The organism is Zwartia hollandica, assembly GCF_019923725.1.
Lineage (GTDB): Bacteria > Pseudomonadota > Gammaproteobacteria > Burkholderiales > Burkholderiaceae_B > Zwartia > Zwartia hollandica.
This window is the reverse complement of the sequence record NZ_JAHXRI010000006.1, coordinates 718661-732541: the sequence shown is the minus strand read 5'-3', so window position 1 is coordinate 732541 and position 13881 is coordinate 718661. Positions and strand designations below refer to the sequence as shown.

Below are 13881 nucleotides of genomic sequence, written 5' to 3'. Positions count from 1 at the left end.
ATGTCTAACACCCTGCTCCAGTTCAACTCCCTCGCCCAGTTGAGCCAAGCGCTGTCTGCCCGCAAACTTAGTGCCACCGAGCTTGCCCAGGACTGCCTTAAACAGATTCAAGATCAACATGCACTGAACGCTTTTGTGCACGTCGATGCCGAGCTAACCTTAGCGCAAGCTCGCTTGGCCGATGCCGCCATCGCCGCAGGTACGGCGGGACCACTCACGGGAATCCCGATCGCACACAAAGACTTATTTGTCACCGAAGGTTGGCGCAGCACCGCGGGCAGCAATATGCTTAAGAACTATGTCAGCCCTTTTGATGCCACGGTCGTGCGCAAGCTGCGCGAAGCCGGGTGCGTCAGCCTTGGCAAACTCAATTGCGATGAATTCGCGATGGGCTCAGGTAATGAACACTCCGCCTTTGGACCTGCCCGGAACCCCTGGGATCCGAGCGCAGTCCCCGGCGGGTCTTCCGGTGCATCGGCGGCGGCCGTCGCAGCAAAACTAGTAATGGCGACCACGGGTACAGACACGGGTGGCTCAGTCCGACAACCTGCGGCCCTTTGCGGTGTCAGCGGTATTAAGCCGACCTACGGCGCGGTGTCGCGCTACGGAATGATTGCTTACGGCTCGAGCCTAGATCAGGCAGGTCCGCTCGCAGCGAATGCAGCCGATCTGGTCGAACTACTCGACACGATGAGTGGATTCGACCACCGCGACGCAACAAGCGCCGAACAATGTCAGGGCGTTGCAAATGCGCCCGGACGGATCCGCAGTGAATATCAATCAGCCAACGCACAATACGCAGCACAGGGCGCACAGCCACTGAAGGGTCTTCGTATTGGCGTTCCACGCGAATATTTTGGCGACGGCCTTAACAACGAAGTCGCGCAAGCGGTAGAAGCGGCCATCGCGCAATTTGAAGCGCTCGGTGCCAAACGCGTCGACATCTCATTGCCACGCACGCAGCTTTCGATCCCCGCCTACTATGTCATTGCGCCTGCTGAGGCCTCAAGCAATCTATCGCGCTACGACGGTGTGCGCTACGGGCATCGCAGCGAAAGCTACACCGACCTCGCTGATATGACAGCGCGTTCGCGTGCAGAAGGCTTCGGTCCGGAAGTACAGCGCCGCATTCTGATCGGCACTTACGTACTGTCGCATGGCTACTACGACGCTTACTACTTACAAGCGCAGCGCCTTCGCCGCATGATTGCCGATGATTTTCAAGCTGCGCTGACCACACAGTGTGACGTCATCATGGGGCCAGTGACCCCTACGGTCGCTGCACCAATTGGGCACAGTCAGGACGACCCCACCGCTGACTGGCTAGCAGATGTCTACACGCTTGGCTTAAATTTGGCGGGTCTGCCTGGCATGTCGATTCCATGCGGCTTTGGTCGTGGTGTCTCAGGGAGTCAACTCCCTGTGGGTCTGCAAATCATTGGTAACTATTTTGATGAGGGGCGCCTGCTTGCCATCGCCCACCAATACCAACAGACAACCGACTGGCATCAACGCATTGCGGGGCAAGCATAATGGCATGGGAAATCGTCATCGGACTCGAAACGCACACGCAGCTTTCGACTCAGACCAAAATTTTTTCAGGCAGCAGCACTCACTACGGTGCGCTACCCAATACCCAAGCGAACGAAGTAGATCTCGCCCTGCCGGGCTCACTGCCAGTCATGAACCGCGCCGCAGTCGATCGCGCTATACGTTTTGGCTTGGCCGTTGGAGCAACGGTCGCTCCGCGCTCAATCTTTGCGCGCAAAAATTACTTCTACCCTGATTCACCGAAAAACTATCAGATTAGCCAGTTTGAAATTCCCGTTGTACTCGGGGGATCATTAAGCTTTTTTGTTGGCGATACAGAAAAGACAGTCAACCTGACGCGCGCGCACCTAGAAGAAGATGCTGGCAAATCATTACACGACAACTTCGTCGGGCCACATGGCGAGTCCTCAAGCGGCATCGATCTCAACCGTGCTGGTACACCATTACTAGAAATCGTCTCTGAGCCAGAAATGCGTTCGGCCGCAGAGGCCGTTGCTTATGCCAAAGCCTTGCATAGCCTGGTCGTTTGGCTAGGCATCTGCGATGGCAACATGCAAGAGGGATCCTTTCGTGTTGACGCCAACGTATCAGTACGCCCAGAAGGCCAAAAAGAATTTGGCACGCGTTGTGAAATTAAAAACGTCAACTCGTTTCGTTTTCTAGAGCGCGCGATTCAGTATGAGGTTCGCCGCCAAATCGAGTTGATCGAGGACGGTGGCAAAGTAGTCCAAGAGACCCGCCTCTATGACTCGGACCGCGACGAAACACGTAGCATGCGCAGTAAAGAGGACGCGCACGATTACCGCTACTTTCCGGACCCAGACCTCCCTCCCCTTGTTATCGCAGCAAGCTGGATTGAAGAAGTGCGTCAATCGATGCCCGAGCTTCCGAGCGCTTTGCGCGAACGTTTCGTCAGCGAGTATGGTCTGGCTGCCGTCGATGCGGCACAACTCTCAAGCAGTCGTGAGCTTGCAGGATATTTCGAAGAAGTTGCACACGCCCTTCCTGCGGGACAAGCAAAACTCGCCGCTAACTGGCTGATGGGCGAGGTGTCAGCCACACTGAACCGCGAAGAAAAAACGATTACGCAATGTCCAGTCAGCGCCAAGGCACTTGCCGCGCTACTCACACGCATTATTGACGGCACGATTTCAAACAAGATCGCACGCGATGTGTTTGCTGCGATGTGGCTTGGTGAGCATGGCGGTCAAGCCGATGCCATCATTCAAGCAAAAGGCCTGACACAGATCAATGACACCGGTGCGATCTCGGCGATGATTGACACCGTGCTAGCAGAGCAAGCGACAATCGTTGCCGAATATCGCGCCGGCAAACAAAAAGCCTTTAACTCGCTCGTCGGACAAATCATGAAGGCAGCTAAAGGAAAAGCTAACCCTCAGCAAGTCAACGATTTGCTCAAAGCGAAACTTGATGCCTAGTTTGCTTAGGTAATGCCGTAACGCATCCGGTATGCCAGGACGGCATCTTGATGCTGTGCAAACTCTTGATTGTTTTTTAACAACTCCAGAATGTCGGTCAGCGAGGCAATGCTGACAACGGGCAAACCATAGCGCTGTTGCACTTCCTGCACAGCCGAATGGGGTGATAACGCCCCGTCGGGTCCAGCTCGCTCCATACGATCCATCGCGATCAGCACCGCGCAGGGTGTAGCGCCTGCCGCTTCGATGATTTCTACCGACTCTTTGACAGAAGTGCCGGCTGTAATGACATCATCAATGATCACAACACGCCCTTTAAGAGGGGCTCCCACCAGCACGCCACCCTCGCCGTGATCCTTTGCTTCCTTACGGTTGTAGGCGAACGGAATATCTTTACCGGCCATCGCAGGATGCGTAGCAAGCGCAACCGAGGTGGCTGTTGCCAAAGGGATACCTTTGTACGCCGGTCCAAACAACATATCGAAGGGCAACTTCGCATCAACCAGTGCTTGGGCATAAAATTGCGCAAGGCGCCCAACAGACGCCCCCGAATTGAACAAACCCGCATTGAAGAAGTAGGGGCTCGTGCGACCCGACTTGGTCACAAAGCTACCAAACCGTAAAACGCCCTCATTAAGAGCAAACTGCACGAAAGCACGACGATCTGTACTGCTGGACATGGCATGACCCCGCATGGATGAACTTATTGATCCATCATTATCTCACCGACTAGGAGCTTTTCTTTGCTGCGCATCACTTCACTTAACTTGAACGGCATCCGCTCGGCGTACAACAAGGGGCTCGCGAACTGGCTCAAACAGCATCAAGCCGACATCGTCTGCCTCCAGGAGCTTAAGGCACATCTCGAAGATATTCACGAAGATCTCAAGCATCCCCATGACTACACGGGACACTTCTATGCTGCAGAGAAAAAAGGCTATAGCGGCGTTGGGATTTACCTCAAACAGGAACCCAAAACAGTCGTGACTGGCATGGGTTGCCCAGAGTTCGATAGCGAGGGCCGTGTTATCCGCGTCGACTGGCCAAAGCTATCGGTGATCAGCGCCTATCTTCCTTCCGGCTCTAGTGGACCAGAGCGCCAAGAGGCAAAGTTCCGCTTTCTCGACAAGTTTGGCCCATGGATGCAGGCGCTGATGGATGATCACAAAAAAAATAAACGCGAATATGTCATCTGTGCGGACTGGAACATTGCCCACAAAGAAATCGACCTGAAGAACTGGAAATCCAATCAGAAAAACTCAGGTTTCACCCCAGAAGAGCGCGCCTGGGTTACTCATGTGCTGCAAGAGATCGGCTTTGTCGATGTCTTTAGGCAGCTCGACGAGCGCGCGGAGCAATACACCTGGTGGAGCAATCGCGGCCAAGCCTGGGCCAAGAACGTTGGCTGGCGTTTGGACTACCAACTGGCGACACCTGGACTCGCTGCAACAGCTCGCAGCACTAGTATTTACAAAGATGAGCGCTTCTCGGATCACGCACCCCTTACGATCGATTACGACTTCAAGTTGGCGTAATCTCGCTTGAACCTGTGGCGCCCTATGCGTCGGTGCGGCCGTCGATTCGCTCAATATCGGCGCGGCGCCAACGTAGCAGCACCAAGCCGGGTAAAGCGATCGCGACGGTCAACAGAAAAAATGTTGGCCAACCCGCATACTCAACCATCGGTGGTGTGAACGGACCCGCTAGATAGGTCCGCCCGACTGCTGACAGTGCCGAAAGCAGCGCAAACTGGGTCGCTGAAAATTCACGATTACAGAGGCCCATCAGCAACGCGACAAAAGCCGCGGTGCCCATGCCGCCGCACAAGTTCTCAAGGCCTACGCCCGCCGCCATCAGCCACACGTTATGCGGCCCTACCGAGATCAGCCAAAAGCCAAGGTTGGATACGGCCTGTAACAATCCAAAGAACAACAGCGAGCGATACAAGCCAAGTTTTGCCATCAAGGCTCCACCAGCTAACGCTCCGATGATCGTTGCCGCAAGACCTAGGAGCTTATTAACAGTCCCGACTTCCGTTGCTGTATAGCCCGCCGCACGAATCAAAAACGTTGTCGATAACGCACCAGCAAACGCATCTCCCAGCTTGTAGAGGACGATAAGCAAGAGCACGGTTAATGCTTCAGGTCGAGAGAAGAACTCCTTGAAGGGCTCAACAACTGCGCGGGCCAACGAGCGCGGGGTCTCGGCGGGGACTGCAGGTTCTGGCGCCCAAAATGTCGCTAAGGCGACGATCAGCATGAGCACGCCCATCAACATGTAGGTTTGCCCCCAGCCCAGCCATTGATCCGCGAGTATCAGAGCCAACCCGCCTGACACCAGCATCGCCAACCGATAACCTAGTACCGATAGAGCAGCCCCTGCGCCGCGCTCTTCCTTTTGCAAAACATCACTGCGGTATGCATCGAATGCAATATCTTGAGTCGCGGAACAAAAGGCGACTGCTACAGCTAGCAAAGCAAGTGGCAACAAACTCTGACCGGGAGACATCAACCCCATCGCCATCATGCCTAACGCGAGCAAGATCTGCATAATAAGCATCCAGCCACGTCGCCTTCCTAAAAAAGGCGGTGCATAACGATCGATGACCGGCGCCCACAAAAACTTAAGCGTGTAAGCGGTTCCGACCAGCGTCAGAAAGCCAATTTCTTGTAACGAAACCTGCTCAACTGTCGCCCACGCTTGCAACGTGCCTCCGGTCAAAGCCAGTGGCAGACCGCTCGCAAAACCTAGCGCCAAGAGCGGGGCGACACGCCGACGCGTATACAACTGCGAAGCGGGAATGGTGGGCTCGCGAAGGGGATCACTCATGAGCGGGCAGCCGTAAAACGATAGGCTGCAAGCGTGCTGCGCCATCCAGCGAAAGCCTTCACCTCGTGCTCATCGTTAAATGTTGCGCGCTCAAGAATTGTGAAATCTAGCGTCGCAGCAAGCCGTTCAAAATCTTTAAGCGTACAAAGGTGAATATTGGGTGTGTCGTACCAGTCGTAGGGCATTTGGCCTGTCACCGGCATACGACCTCGCAAAATCGACCAGCCATGTGGCCAATAGCCAAAGTTGGGAAAAGAAACGATTGCCTCGCGCGCTACACGCGCCATTTCACGAAGAATATGCTCTGTACGGTGCATCGACTGCAAGGTCTGCGACAACACCACCGTATCGAATTGCTGATCGTCAAACATCGCCAGACCATCTTCGAGGTTTTGCTGAATCACGTGAACACCACGTTGCACACATGACAACACGCGCGCATCGCTGATCTCAACGCCTACTCCGCGAATACTTTTAGTTTGCTTGAGATGTCCAAGCAAAGCACCATCGCCACAACCAAGATCCAACACGCTACTGTTCGGCCGTATCCATTGGGCGATACGCACCAAGTCGGGTCGTAGGCTCATCTGAGAAAGCTGTGGACTCATTGCTGCACCTCGCGTTCAGTTGGCACCAACCCTGTTGCAATGCGCGAGAAGTAAGCACGCATCACGCCATGGTAGCGCGCATCATCTAACAAGAAGGCATCATGGCCATGCGGCGCATCGATTTCGGCGTAGGTCGCTGGCTGTCCATTTTGTAAAAGCGCGCGCACAATTTCACGTGAACGCGCTGGTGCGAACCGCCAGTCAGTTGTAAAGGACACGAGTAAAAAATCTGCGGTGGCCGGTTTAAGAGCACGCGCGAGGTCACCCCCTGTCTCGCGTGCGGGATCGAAGTAGTCGAGCGCACGTGTAATCAGCAGATAAGTATTGGCATCAAAGTACTTGGAAAACTTCTCACCTTGATAGCGCAAATAAGACTCGACCTCAAACTCCACGCCATAGCCATAGTGATAGGCGCCCCCGGCGGCAGGCGCACGCTGCGTGCGACCAAATTTTTCTGCCATGTCATCATCGGAGAGATAAGTAATATGCCCAACCATACGCGCGACAGACAATCCATTACGCGGGACAACCCCATGCGCGTAGTAGTCACCACCATGAAACTCTGGATCCGTAATGATGGCGCGACGGGCGACTTCATTAAAGGCAATGTTTTGTGCAGAGAGCCGCGGTGTGCTCGCCACCACAACACAATGCGCTACACGCTCAGGCAAGGTCATCGCCCAACTCAGGGCCTGCATGCCGCCCAAGGAACCGCCCATCACTGCAGCAAAACGTTTAACGCCTAAGCGGTCAGCAACACGAGCCTGTGCTTGCACCCAGTCTTCCACCGTCAGCACTGGAAATGCAGCACCCCAAGGTTTGCCGGTATCTGGTCGAAGCGCCGCCGGACCCGTTGAGCCAAAACAAGAGCCTGGATTATTGATGCCAATGACAAAAAATATATTGGTATCGACCGGCTTACCGGGCCCCACCATGTTGTCCCACCAACCAATATCGTCAGGATTATCCGCTGCAACCCCTGCCACATGATGTGAGGCATTCAACGCATGACAAATGAGTACGGCATTACTTGCGTCTGCATTGAGTGCGCCATAGGTCTCGATCGCCAAATCATAGGCTGCAAGCGTTTGGCCACTCACCAAGGGGAGCGGCTCATCAAAATGCATGTACTGGGTGTGGACCACGCCAACAGAGCCATGCGCGTTTGCGCTGGCGTTGAGTGCGTGTGGTGCGTCCTGCGTGCTGGACGTAGTCGTCATACGGACCTTCTTTAGCGGGATTTATGAGGCGCCCGCAAGCGGATCAAGCAAATCGGCGCCAACTGAGTACAAAGTTTAACATTGCCAGACACTTACTTACAAAAGAAGTAGCAATCACAGGGGTTTTGCGAATTTCCAAATGCAGGGAGGCAGGGCAAACTACGCGATTATGCCGATTGCGTGGGGAGACCTCGATTGATGACCAAGCCAAGGCTCACCGGGCGAGAAGTGCAATGCCTCGAGTGGGTATCCAAAGGCAAAACCAGTTGGGAAACTGGCCTCATCCTCGGCCTTACCGAGCGTACGGTGAATTTTCACCTGCGTAACGCTTGCGCCAAGCTCAAGGTCTATGGTCGCCAAGCGGGTGTTGCGCAAGCGTTACGACTTGGTCTGCTCAACGGTATCCCGAATGACCCAGAGCACACTAGGCTTACGTCGCAAGCGAACACGCCCCCTAACGAAGCACCAACGATTGCATGAAATCTGAGGCATTCTCTAAGGAAAGCGATTGAGTCGGCCCGGAAACCACGACCTGAATTAGCATTCCTCTGTGTACTAACACGCGTCCCATTAAGCGAGACGGCTTGCCGTTTACTTGACTCTCAAGAGTAAAAATCCCACCCGATGCGGCCTGAGCGGGAGCCGCTTGTCCTGCGCGCCTAGCCAACGCCTGCACGAACGCATCAACAAGCGCCTGCGCCTTGATTGCGCTCACGTTGTCATCCAGCTTGGCATAGCCAACAGAAAACACCGACTCCCTAACGGCTGCCGACGTCAACGAAAATGTCAAACTAACACCCTCCACCTCTATCTGGCGCTGCTCAGTTTTAGCGCGGGCAGGAAACATCACGACCGCGCGCTCTTCAGCCACCGACGACTCGCGCCAGTTGTACTCTGGCGAACACCCCGACAACCACCCCAACGTTACCCACAACACGCAAAGGGATATAAATTTACGCATATCTTCGGTTAAACCATAAAAGTATCTTGGATATCTATAGATTGTCCTAGATTAAGCTCGAAACCGCACGAGGATGCTCGTAGCTTAAAATGGGAGGTCTCACAAAAGTTTAAAGGCCTTCTCGTGTCTATGTTGTCTACCCGCCTCGCACGACTGCTCGAACGTCCAGCTATTTTGCGCCAGTCCTTACGCGGAATCGAAAAAGAAGGCCTGCGTGTGGACCAAGCCGGAGCTCTTTCCACCACGGCGCATCCTATTTCGCTCGGCTCGGCGCTGACGCATCCTCGCATTACGACGGACTACTCGGAAGCGCTTCTCGAGCTCATCACAGGTACGCACACAACGGTCGATGCGCTGATGGCAGAAATTAATCAGATTCATCGTGTTGTGGCCACAACGATGCCCAACGAACTGATGTGGAATCATTCCATGCCAGCCCAGCTACCCGCCGACGCCGACATCCCCATCGCTTGGTACGGCACGTCTAATACCGGCATGATTAAGCACGTGTACCGACGCGGCCTCGCCGAACGTTACGGCAAGACGATGCAATGCATCGCGGGCTTGCACTACAACTTTTCCTTTGACGAAGCGATTTGGGACCTGCTTGATCTCAAGCAAGAGACTCCCCAAGATCGCCGCTCCGCTGGCTACATTTCATTAATTCGCAACTTCACGCGTTATAACTGGTTGCTGATGTATTTGTTTGGCGCCTCGCCAGCAGTCTCAACAGATTTTCTACGCGGCAATGTGGGCAACCTCGAGTCACTCACCCCGGATACGATGTATTTGCCATACGCAACCAGCTTGCGCATGAGTGACCTCGGTTACCAAAATAAAGCACAATCAGGGCTCAAGCTCTGCTACAACGATCTCAATATGTTTCTCGAGCGCTTGTACGACGCCGTCACTACGCCGTGGCCCGCCTACCAAGCCATCGGCACACATCGCAAGGGTGATTGGATCCAACTCAACACAAACGTCTTACAAATTGAGAACGAGTTTTACTCAAGCATTCGTCCCAAGCGCACCACCGGACCTTGCGAACGTCCTATCACTGCGCTCGCGGAGCGTGGCGTGCAATACATTGAGGTGCGGTGCCTAGACATCGATCCCAGCGAGCCCGTTGGAATCTCGGCACAAACAGCTCGCTTTGTCGATGCGTTCTTATTGTTTTGTGCGCTGGAAGACAGTCCAGAGTTTACCGATAGCGGTTGGTGTCCCGAAAGCGCCGAAAACTTTGCGAAGGTAGTCAAACAAGGGCGCCAGCCAGGCCTCTCGCTCCAGCAAAATGGTCGCGAGATCCCGCTAGCCGACTGGGCTGACAACCTCCTTGATCAGATCGCACTTTGCGCACAAACTTTTGGGCAAACCCTGGGCGACAGTACCTATGTACCTGCGGTTGAGGCACAACGTTCCAAAGTTCGCGATACCCAACAAACTCCTTCTGCGCAGTTTCTGGAGCAGCTCAAACGCGCAGGGGGATCTTTCCACGCGCAGGCCTTGAGCCTCAGCAAGACCCATGCCCAAAGTCTGCGTAAAACAGGCTTAACCACTGCTGAGTTAGCCGCGGCGCAAACGCAAGCCACGCAGTCCTTGATGGACCAAGAAGCAATCGAAGCGTCGGACAACGAGAGTTTTGACGAATATGTAGCGCGGTTTCACTCTGCATTGAAAGCGCCTAGCCCACACTAAGAGGTCGCAGAGAAACAAAGGAACGCTTGGTGTCGAGGCACAGCATTCGGCTTTTAAACAGCGAGGTGGCGCGCCCGACAGGAATCGAACCTGTATCGAGAGCTTCGGAAACTCTTATTCTATCCATTGAACTACGGGCGCCAAGTTGTGAATTATAGCGGCAGCCGTTTGCGCACTTGGATTTCTCACGGACCTCTTCCGATCCCGCTATAATTCTCGGGTTTGTAAGTCAACTACTTGCAGGATTTGGTCATGAGCAATACGCAGCCACACGAAGAAGAACACCACTCACCCATCAAGACACCCAAGCAACTGATCGTTACGGTCGTGCTGTCGTTTATCTTGCCGGTCATCATCATTATCCTGCTGGCTAACTTAGTCACAGCCGGCGTTACAGTCGGCGCTGGCTCTGACACCCTCGGTCCAGAAGCTACAGCCAAACGCATTGCTCCGATTGCTCGCCTTGACCTCGTCGACGCAAGTGGTCCAAAAGTCTATAAAACTGGCGAGCAGGTCTACAAAGCGGTCTGTGCTGGTTGTCATACCGCTGGGGTTGCAGGTGCATTGAAGTTCGGCGACGCAGGAGCTTGGTCAACTGCGATCGGCACTGGTTTAGCGTCTATGGTGGCGAACGTAGTTAAGGGCAAAGGTTCTATGCCGGCCAAGGGTGGCAACCCTGCGTTGGACGACTACGAGATTGCCCGCGCAGTCGTCTACATGGCGAATAGCGCTGGCGGCAAATTCGAAGAGCCTGCCGCTCCTGCACCGCAAGCACCCGCTGCAAAATAAGCAGTAACTTCAGGCGGTCGTGAGCGACCGTCCCAGTTGCACACGCCGTTGCAGCCACAAACTTGGGCGATACCTAGGGTCACCTGTGACCCTCTGCATATTGCGCAAAATTTCAAGAATATTCTCAGCGCCTAAGGCATCACCAATCGTCAAAGGTCCTTGAGGATAACCAAGCCCCAAGTTAACGGCACGATCGATATCCCCAGGCGTCGCAATGCTCTGTTGCGCAATGTCGCAGGCAATGTTGACGATCATCGCCACAACGCGCTGCGCAACAAACCCTGCAGAGTCCTGCACAACGCTTACGCGAATGTTGTCACTACCCAGTAGGGCGTGTGCCAAGTCACGCCACTGCGGCTGCGTGGCAGGCGACACCATCAACGTACGGCGTTTGCTAAGTTCAAAATCATGCAACGTATCCAAACCAACCGTACGCGATGCATCGAGCCCTTGCTCCGCAACACATGTAGAAACATCCAAGCCAAAAGGGGTCGCGATAAGCAAATCTTCCGGGCCAGGCTTCGTGCCGGTTTGTATCATAGCCCCTAGTCGCTTGAGCAACTGAGTCGCTCGTGCGTGACCTAAGGCATGCGCTGGGCTTACCCAAACTTTACAAGGATGCGACAAGGCTGGCGCCGCAGGCTCATGCGCTACTTGTTTTTGTCCGTCTGCATACGCGTAAAACCCGCCTTGTGTCTTACGTCCATATAAACCTCCAGCCACGCGTACCGTACCAATTGGCGACGGCCGAAAGCGTGGCTCATCATAGAATTGCTGGTAGATGGACTCCATGACAGCGTGGGACACATCAAGTCCGGTCAAATCCATCAACTCAAAGGGCCCCATCTTGAAGCCGGCCTGCTCGCGCATGATTGCGTCAACCGTTTGAAAGCCAGTGACACTCTCCTGAACGATACGCAACCCCTCAGTATTCATCCCGCGACCAGCATGGTTCACAATGAAACCCGGCATATCTTTCGCACGCACTGGCGTGTGCCCCATGCGCACCGTTAAGGCCATCAGGGCATCGCCGACAGCTGGATCACTGCGCAACCCATCAATCACTTCCACCACCTTCATTAAAGGTACTGGATTGAAAAAGTGATACCCCGCAACACGCTCTGGCCGAGCGCACACCGCAGCAATCGAGGTAATAGATAGCGACGACGTGTTGGAGACAAGATAACAGTCCGACGAAACCACTTTTTCCAGCTCAGCGAAGAATTTCTGTTTGACATCGAGTCGTTCAATAATCGCCTCGATCACCAAATCACAATCGGCAAGCGCTGCGAGCTCTTGCGCCGGATGGATATTTGCGAGGGCGGCGTCCGCCTGATCTTGCGTCAACTTGGCCTTTGCGACCAACGTAGCCCACGTCGTCGCTAACGCGTCGCGTGCGGCTGCCGTTGCCTGGATATTTGTATCAAATAGTCGCACCCGCAGGCCTGCCTGTGCAGCGATCTGCGCAATACCGCGCCCCATTGCACCCGCACCCGCCACGCCCACCGTTTTAATCGTCTTCATTCTGTTGTTTCCTGTTGCAAGAGGCAAAGCCTTAATCTTAAGCTGTTGCATAATAGTCATATTCATCATACCCGCAAGGACTGACCATGAGCACCACCACCTTGGACAAACCCTCTACAGACGCGCTGGCTCAAAGCCTGGCCCTCGAGCTGCGCACATGGATTGAATGTGAGTCACCCTCTAACAATCCCGCTGCCGTCCACCGTATGGCTCAAATTGTTGCAACCAAAGCCCGTGCAGCAGGTTTGACGGTTACGCTCAGCGAAATTGGCGAAACAAAATTACCAATGATTGTGGCCAGTAATCGCGCACCAGGCGATACGCGACGAGGCCTGCTTCTTCTTGCTCATATCGATTCGGTACATCCGATCGGTACACTCAAGACGAATCCATGCCGGATCGAGGATGACAAGCTTTACGGCCCCGGGGCCTTCGACATGAAGGGCGGTGCATTCTTAGCGCTCACCGCGCTCGGTGAATTCTCCACCCCTAACTCCACCAAGCTTCCCGTCGATTTCTTACTCGTCCCTGATGAAGAGGTCGGCAGCCACGCTTCACGCGCCTATATTGAGGACTTCGCCAAGCAAGCGCGCTACGCCCTGGTGCCTGAGCCTGCACGCCCAAATGGTGGACGTTGTGTCACAGGTCGTAAGGGCACCGGCATGCTCAAACTCATCTGCACGGGTAGGCCTTCGCATGCCGGCATGGCACACGAAAAAGGGCGTAGCGCCATTCGCGAAATGGCCCATCAGATTCTTGCCCTAGAGGCCATGACGGACTACGCCCGCGGGATCACAGTAAGCGTGGGCACGATTAGCGGCGGTACCGTCACAAATACTGTTCCATCGCATTGCGAAGTCATGGTCGACTTTCGCATCCCCGACGAAGCCGCGGGCGAAGAAATCGTAGCGCGCATTCAGGCCCTCAAGCCACACGATCCAGATGTCACCCTCACGATCGATGTCGAGCTCAATCGTCCTCCGATGGTGAAGTCACCTGAAGCGGACAAGTTGTTACAGCAACTTAAACAGTACGCGACGCCTTGTGGTTTTGAGCTTGATGAGGCACCTGTTTCAGGTGGTGGCAGCGACGCCAACTTTACCTCCGCTGTCGGCTGCCCCTCGATTGACGGCTTAGGCGCCGAGGGCGATGGTGCGCATACGTTACGTGAGCATGTATTCGTTTCAGCCTTGCCACGTCGTCTAGCGTTTTGGCGCAACACCCTGGCAAATATTGAGTGAGAGACTTACGCAAGACATAGAGTT

Annotated in this window: 13 protein-coding genes, 1 tRNA gene and 1 riboswitch; of the genes, 7 read left to right on the top strand and 7 right to left on the bottom strand. The window is 54.6% G+C overall.

Features of this window, described 5'->3' with window-relative positions; all coding sequences use genetic code 11:
- A complete protein-coding gene (gatA, locus tag KZZ10_RS06850; protein WP_259660738.1) occupies positions 1-1533 on the top strand; it encodes an Asp-tRNA(Asn)/Glu-tRNA(Gln) amidotransferase subunit GatA in 1533 nt (510 codons plus the stop codon).
- Positions 1533-2990: an Asp-tRNA(Asn)/Glu-tRNA(Gln) amidotransferase subunit GatB gene (gatB, locus tag KZZ10_RS06845; RefSeq protein WP_259660737.1), complete on the top strand. Its 1458-nt coding sequence runs from the start codon at positions 1533-1535 to the stop codon at positions 2988-2990. The genes gatA and gatB overlap by 1 nt, the downstream gene beginning before the upstream one ends.
- A gap of 5 nt (positions 2991-2995) precedes the next feature.
- Here gatB and pyrE read toward each other — a convergent pair whose 3' ends face one another.
- Positions 2996-3670 carry an orotate phosphoribosyltransferase gene (gene pyrE, locus KZZ10_RS06840; protein WP_259660736.1) on the bottom strand — a complete coding sequence of 225 codons (675 nt, stop codon included), beginning with the start codon at positions 3668-3670 and terminating at the stop codon, positions 2996-2998.
- Between the two features lie 63 nt (positions 3671-3733).
- On the opposite strand from pyrE, the gene KZZ10_RS06835 reads away from it, so the two are divergent.
- Complete coding sequence (locus tag KZZ10_RS06835; RefSeq protein ID WP_259660735.1) at positions 3734-4525, top strand: exodeoxyribonuclease III; 792 nt, start codon at positions 3734-3736, stop codon at positions 4523-4525.
- Positions 4526-4547: 22 nt separating this feature from the next.
- On the opposite strand, the gene KZZ10_RS06830 is transcribed toward KZZ10_RS06835, so the two are convergent.
- The 3 genes from KZZ10_RS06830 to metX all read right to left on the bottom strand — a co-directional run bounded on the left by KZZ10_RS06830 (position 4548) and on the right by metX (position 7647).
- A complete protein-coding gene (locus KZZ10_RS06830; protein ID WP_259660734.1) occupies positions 4548-5819 on the bottom strand; it encodes a muropeptide transporter in 1272 nt (423 codons plus the stop codon).
- The gene (metW, locus tag KZZ10_RS06825) at positions 5816-6427 is read right to left on the bottom strand and encodes a methionine biosynthesis protein MetW (protein ID WP_259660733.1); all 612 of its coding nucleotides are present in this window, start codon (positions 6425-6427) and stop codon (positions 5816-5818) included. The genes KZZ10_RS06830 and metW overlap by 4 nt, the downstream gene beginning before the upstream one ends.
- Entirely contained in the window at positions 6424-7647 is a 1224-nt protein-coding gene (gene metX, locus KZZ10_RS06820) for a homoserine O-succinyltransferase MetX (protein ID WP_259660732.1), read from the bottom strand. Before metX ends, metW begins: the two co-directional genes overlap by 4 nt.
- Positions 7637-7716: riboswitch (SAM riboswitch) on the bottom strand. (Overlaps the previous gene by 11 nt.)
- A gap of 129 nt (positions 7717-7845) precedes the next feature.
- On the opposite strand from metX, the gene KZZ10_RS06815 reads away from it, so the two are divergent.
- A complete protein-coding gene (locus KZZ10_RS06815) occupies positions 7846-8127 on the top strand; it encodes a helix-turn-helix domain-containing protein (protein ID WP_259660731.1) in 282 nt (93 codons plus the stop codon).
- Here the strand turns inward: KZZ10_RS06815 and KZZ10_RS06810 are convergent.
- Positions 8102-8608, bottom strand: coding sequence for a hypothetical protein (locus tag KZZ10_RS06810; RefSeq protein ID WP_259660730.1), 507 nt, complete (start codon positions 8606-8608; stop codon positions 8102-8104). The genes KZZ10_RS06815 and KZZ10_RS06810 overlap by 26 nt on opposite strands.
- A gap of 129 nt (positions 8609-8737) precedes the next feature.
- Here KZZ10_RS06810 and gshA point away from each other — a divergent pair, with 129 nt between their 5' ends.
- Complete coding sequence (gene gshA, locus KZZ10_RS06805) at positions 8738-10303, top strand: glutamate--cysteine ligase (RefSeq protein WP_259660729.1); 1566 nt, start codon at positions 8738-8740, stop codon at positions 10301-10303.
- A 66-nt stretch (positions 10304-10369) separates the two neighbouring features.
- Here gshA and KZZ10_RS06800 read toward each other — a convergent pair.
- Positions 10370-10444 (bottom strand) — tRNA-Arg (locus tag KZZ10_RS06800).
- Between the two features lie 111 nt (positions 10445-10555).
- On the opposite strand from KZZ10_RS06800, the gene KZZ10_RS06795 reads away from it, so the two are divergent.
- Entirely contained in the window at positions 10556-11092 is a 537-nt protein-coding gene (locus tag KZZ10_RS06795; protein ID WP_259660728.1) for a c-type cytochrome, read from the top strand.
- A 9-nt stretch (positions 11093-11101) separates the two neighbouring features.
- Here KZZ10_RS06795 and KZZ10_RS06790 read toward each other — a convergent pair whose 3' ends face one another.
- Entirely contained in the window at positions 11102-12616 is a 1515-nt protein-coding gene (locus KZZ10_RS06790) for a 3-hydroxyacyl-CoA dehydrogenase (RefSeq protein WP_259660727.1), read from the bottom strand.
- An 86-nt stretch (positions 12617-12702) separates the two neighbouring features.
- On the opposite strand from KZZ10_RS06790, the gene KZZ10_RS06785 reads away from it, so the two are divergent.
- The gene (locus KZZ10_RS06785; RefSeq protein WP_375372542.1) at positions 12703-13857 is read left to right on the top strand and encodes a M20 family metallopeptidase; all 1155 of its coding nucleotides are present in this window, start codon (positions 12703-12705) and stop codon (positions 13855-13857) included.
- Positions 13858-13881 lie beyond the last annotated feature (24 nt).

What these genes read in the sequence shown, in the direction of transcription:
- gatA (WP_259660738.1), top strand. Translation starts at nt 1, where the DNA reads ATGTCTAACACCCTGCTCCAGTTCAACTCCCTCGCCCAGTTGAGCCAA.
- gatB (WP_259660737.1), top strand. Translation starts at nt 1,533, where the DNA reads ATGGCATGGGAAATCGTCATCGGACTCGAAACGCACACGCAGCTTTCG.
- pyrE (WP_259660736.1), bottom strand. Translation starts at nt 3,670, where the DNA reads ATGTCCAGCAGTACAGATCGTCGTGCTTTCGTGCAGTTTGCTCTTAAT.
- KZZ10_RS06830 (WP_259660734.1), bottom strand. Translation starts at nt 5,819, where the DNA reads ATGAGTGATCCCCTTCGCGAGCCCACCATTCCCGCTTCGCAGTTGTAT.
- metW (WP_259660733.1), bottom strand. Translation starts at nt 6,427, where the DNA reads ATGAGTCCACAGCTTTCTCAGATGAGCCTACGACCCGACTTGGTGCGT.
- metX (WP_259660732.1), bottom strand. Translation starts at nt 7,647, where the DNA reads ATGACGACTACGTCCAGCACGCAGGACGCACCACACGCACTCAACGCC.
- KZZ10_RS06815 (WP_259660731.1), top strand. Translation starts at nt 7,846, where the DNA reads ATGACCAAGCCAAGGCTCACCGGGCGAGAAGTGCAATGCCTCGAGTGG.
- KZZ10_RS06810 (WP_259660730.1), bottom strand. Translation starts at nt 8,608, where the DNA reads ATGCGTAAATTTATATCCCTTTGCGTGTTGTGGGTAACGTTGGGGTGG.
- gshA (WP_259660729.1), top strand. Translation starts at nt 8,738, where the DNA reads ATGTTGTCTACCCGCCTCGCACGACTGCTCGAACGTCCAGCTATTTTG.
- KZZ10_RS06795 (WP_259660728.1), top strand. Translation starts at nt 10,556, where the DNA reads ATGAGCAATACGCAGCCACACGAAGAAGAACACCACTCACCCATCAAG.
- KZZ10_RS06790 (WP_259660727.1), bottom strand. Translation starts at nt 12,616, where the DNA reads ATGAAGACGATTAAAACGGTGGGCGTGGCGGGTGCGGGTGCAATGGGG.
- KZZ10_RS06785 (WP_375372542.1), top strand. Translation starts at nt 12,703, where the DNA reads ATGAGCACCACCACCTTGGACAAACCCTCTACAGACGCGCTGGCTCAA.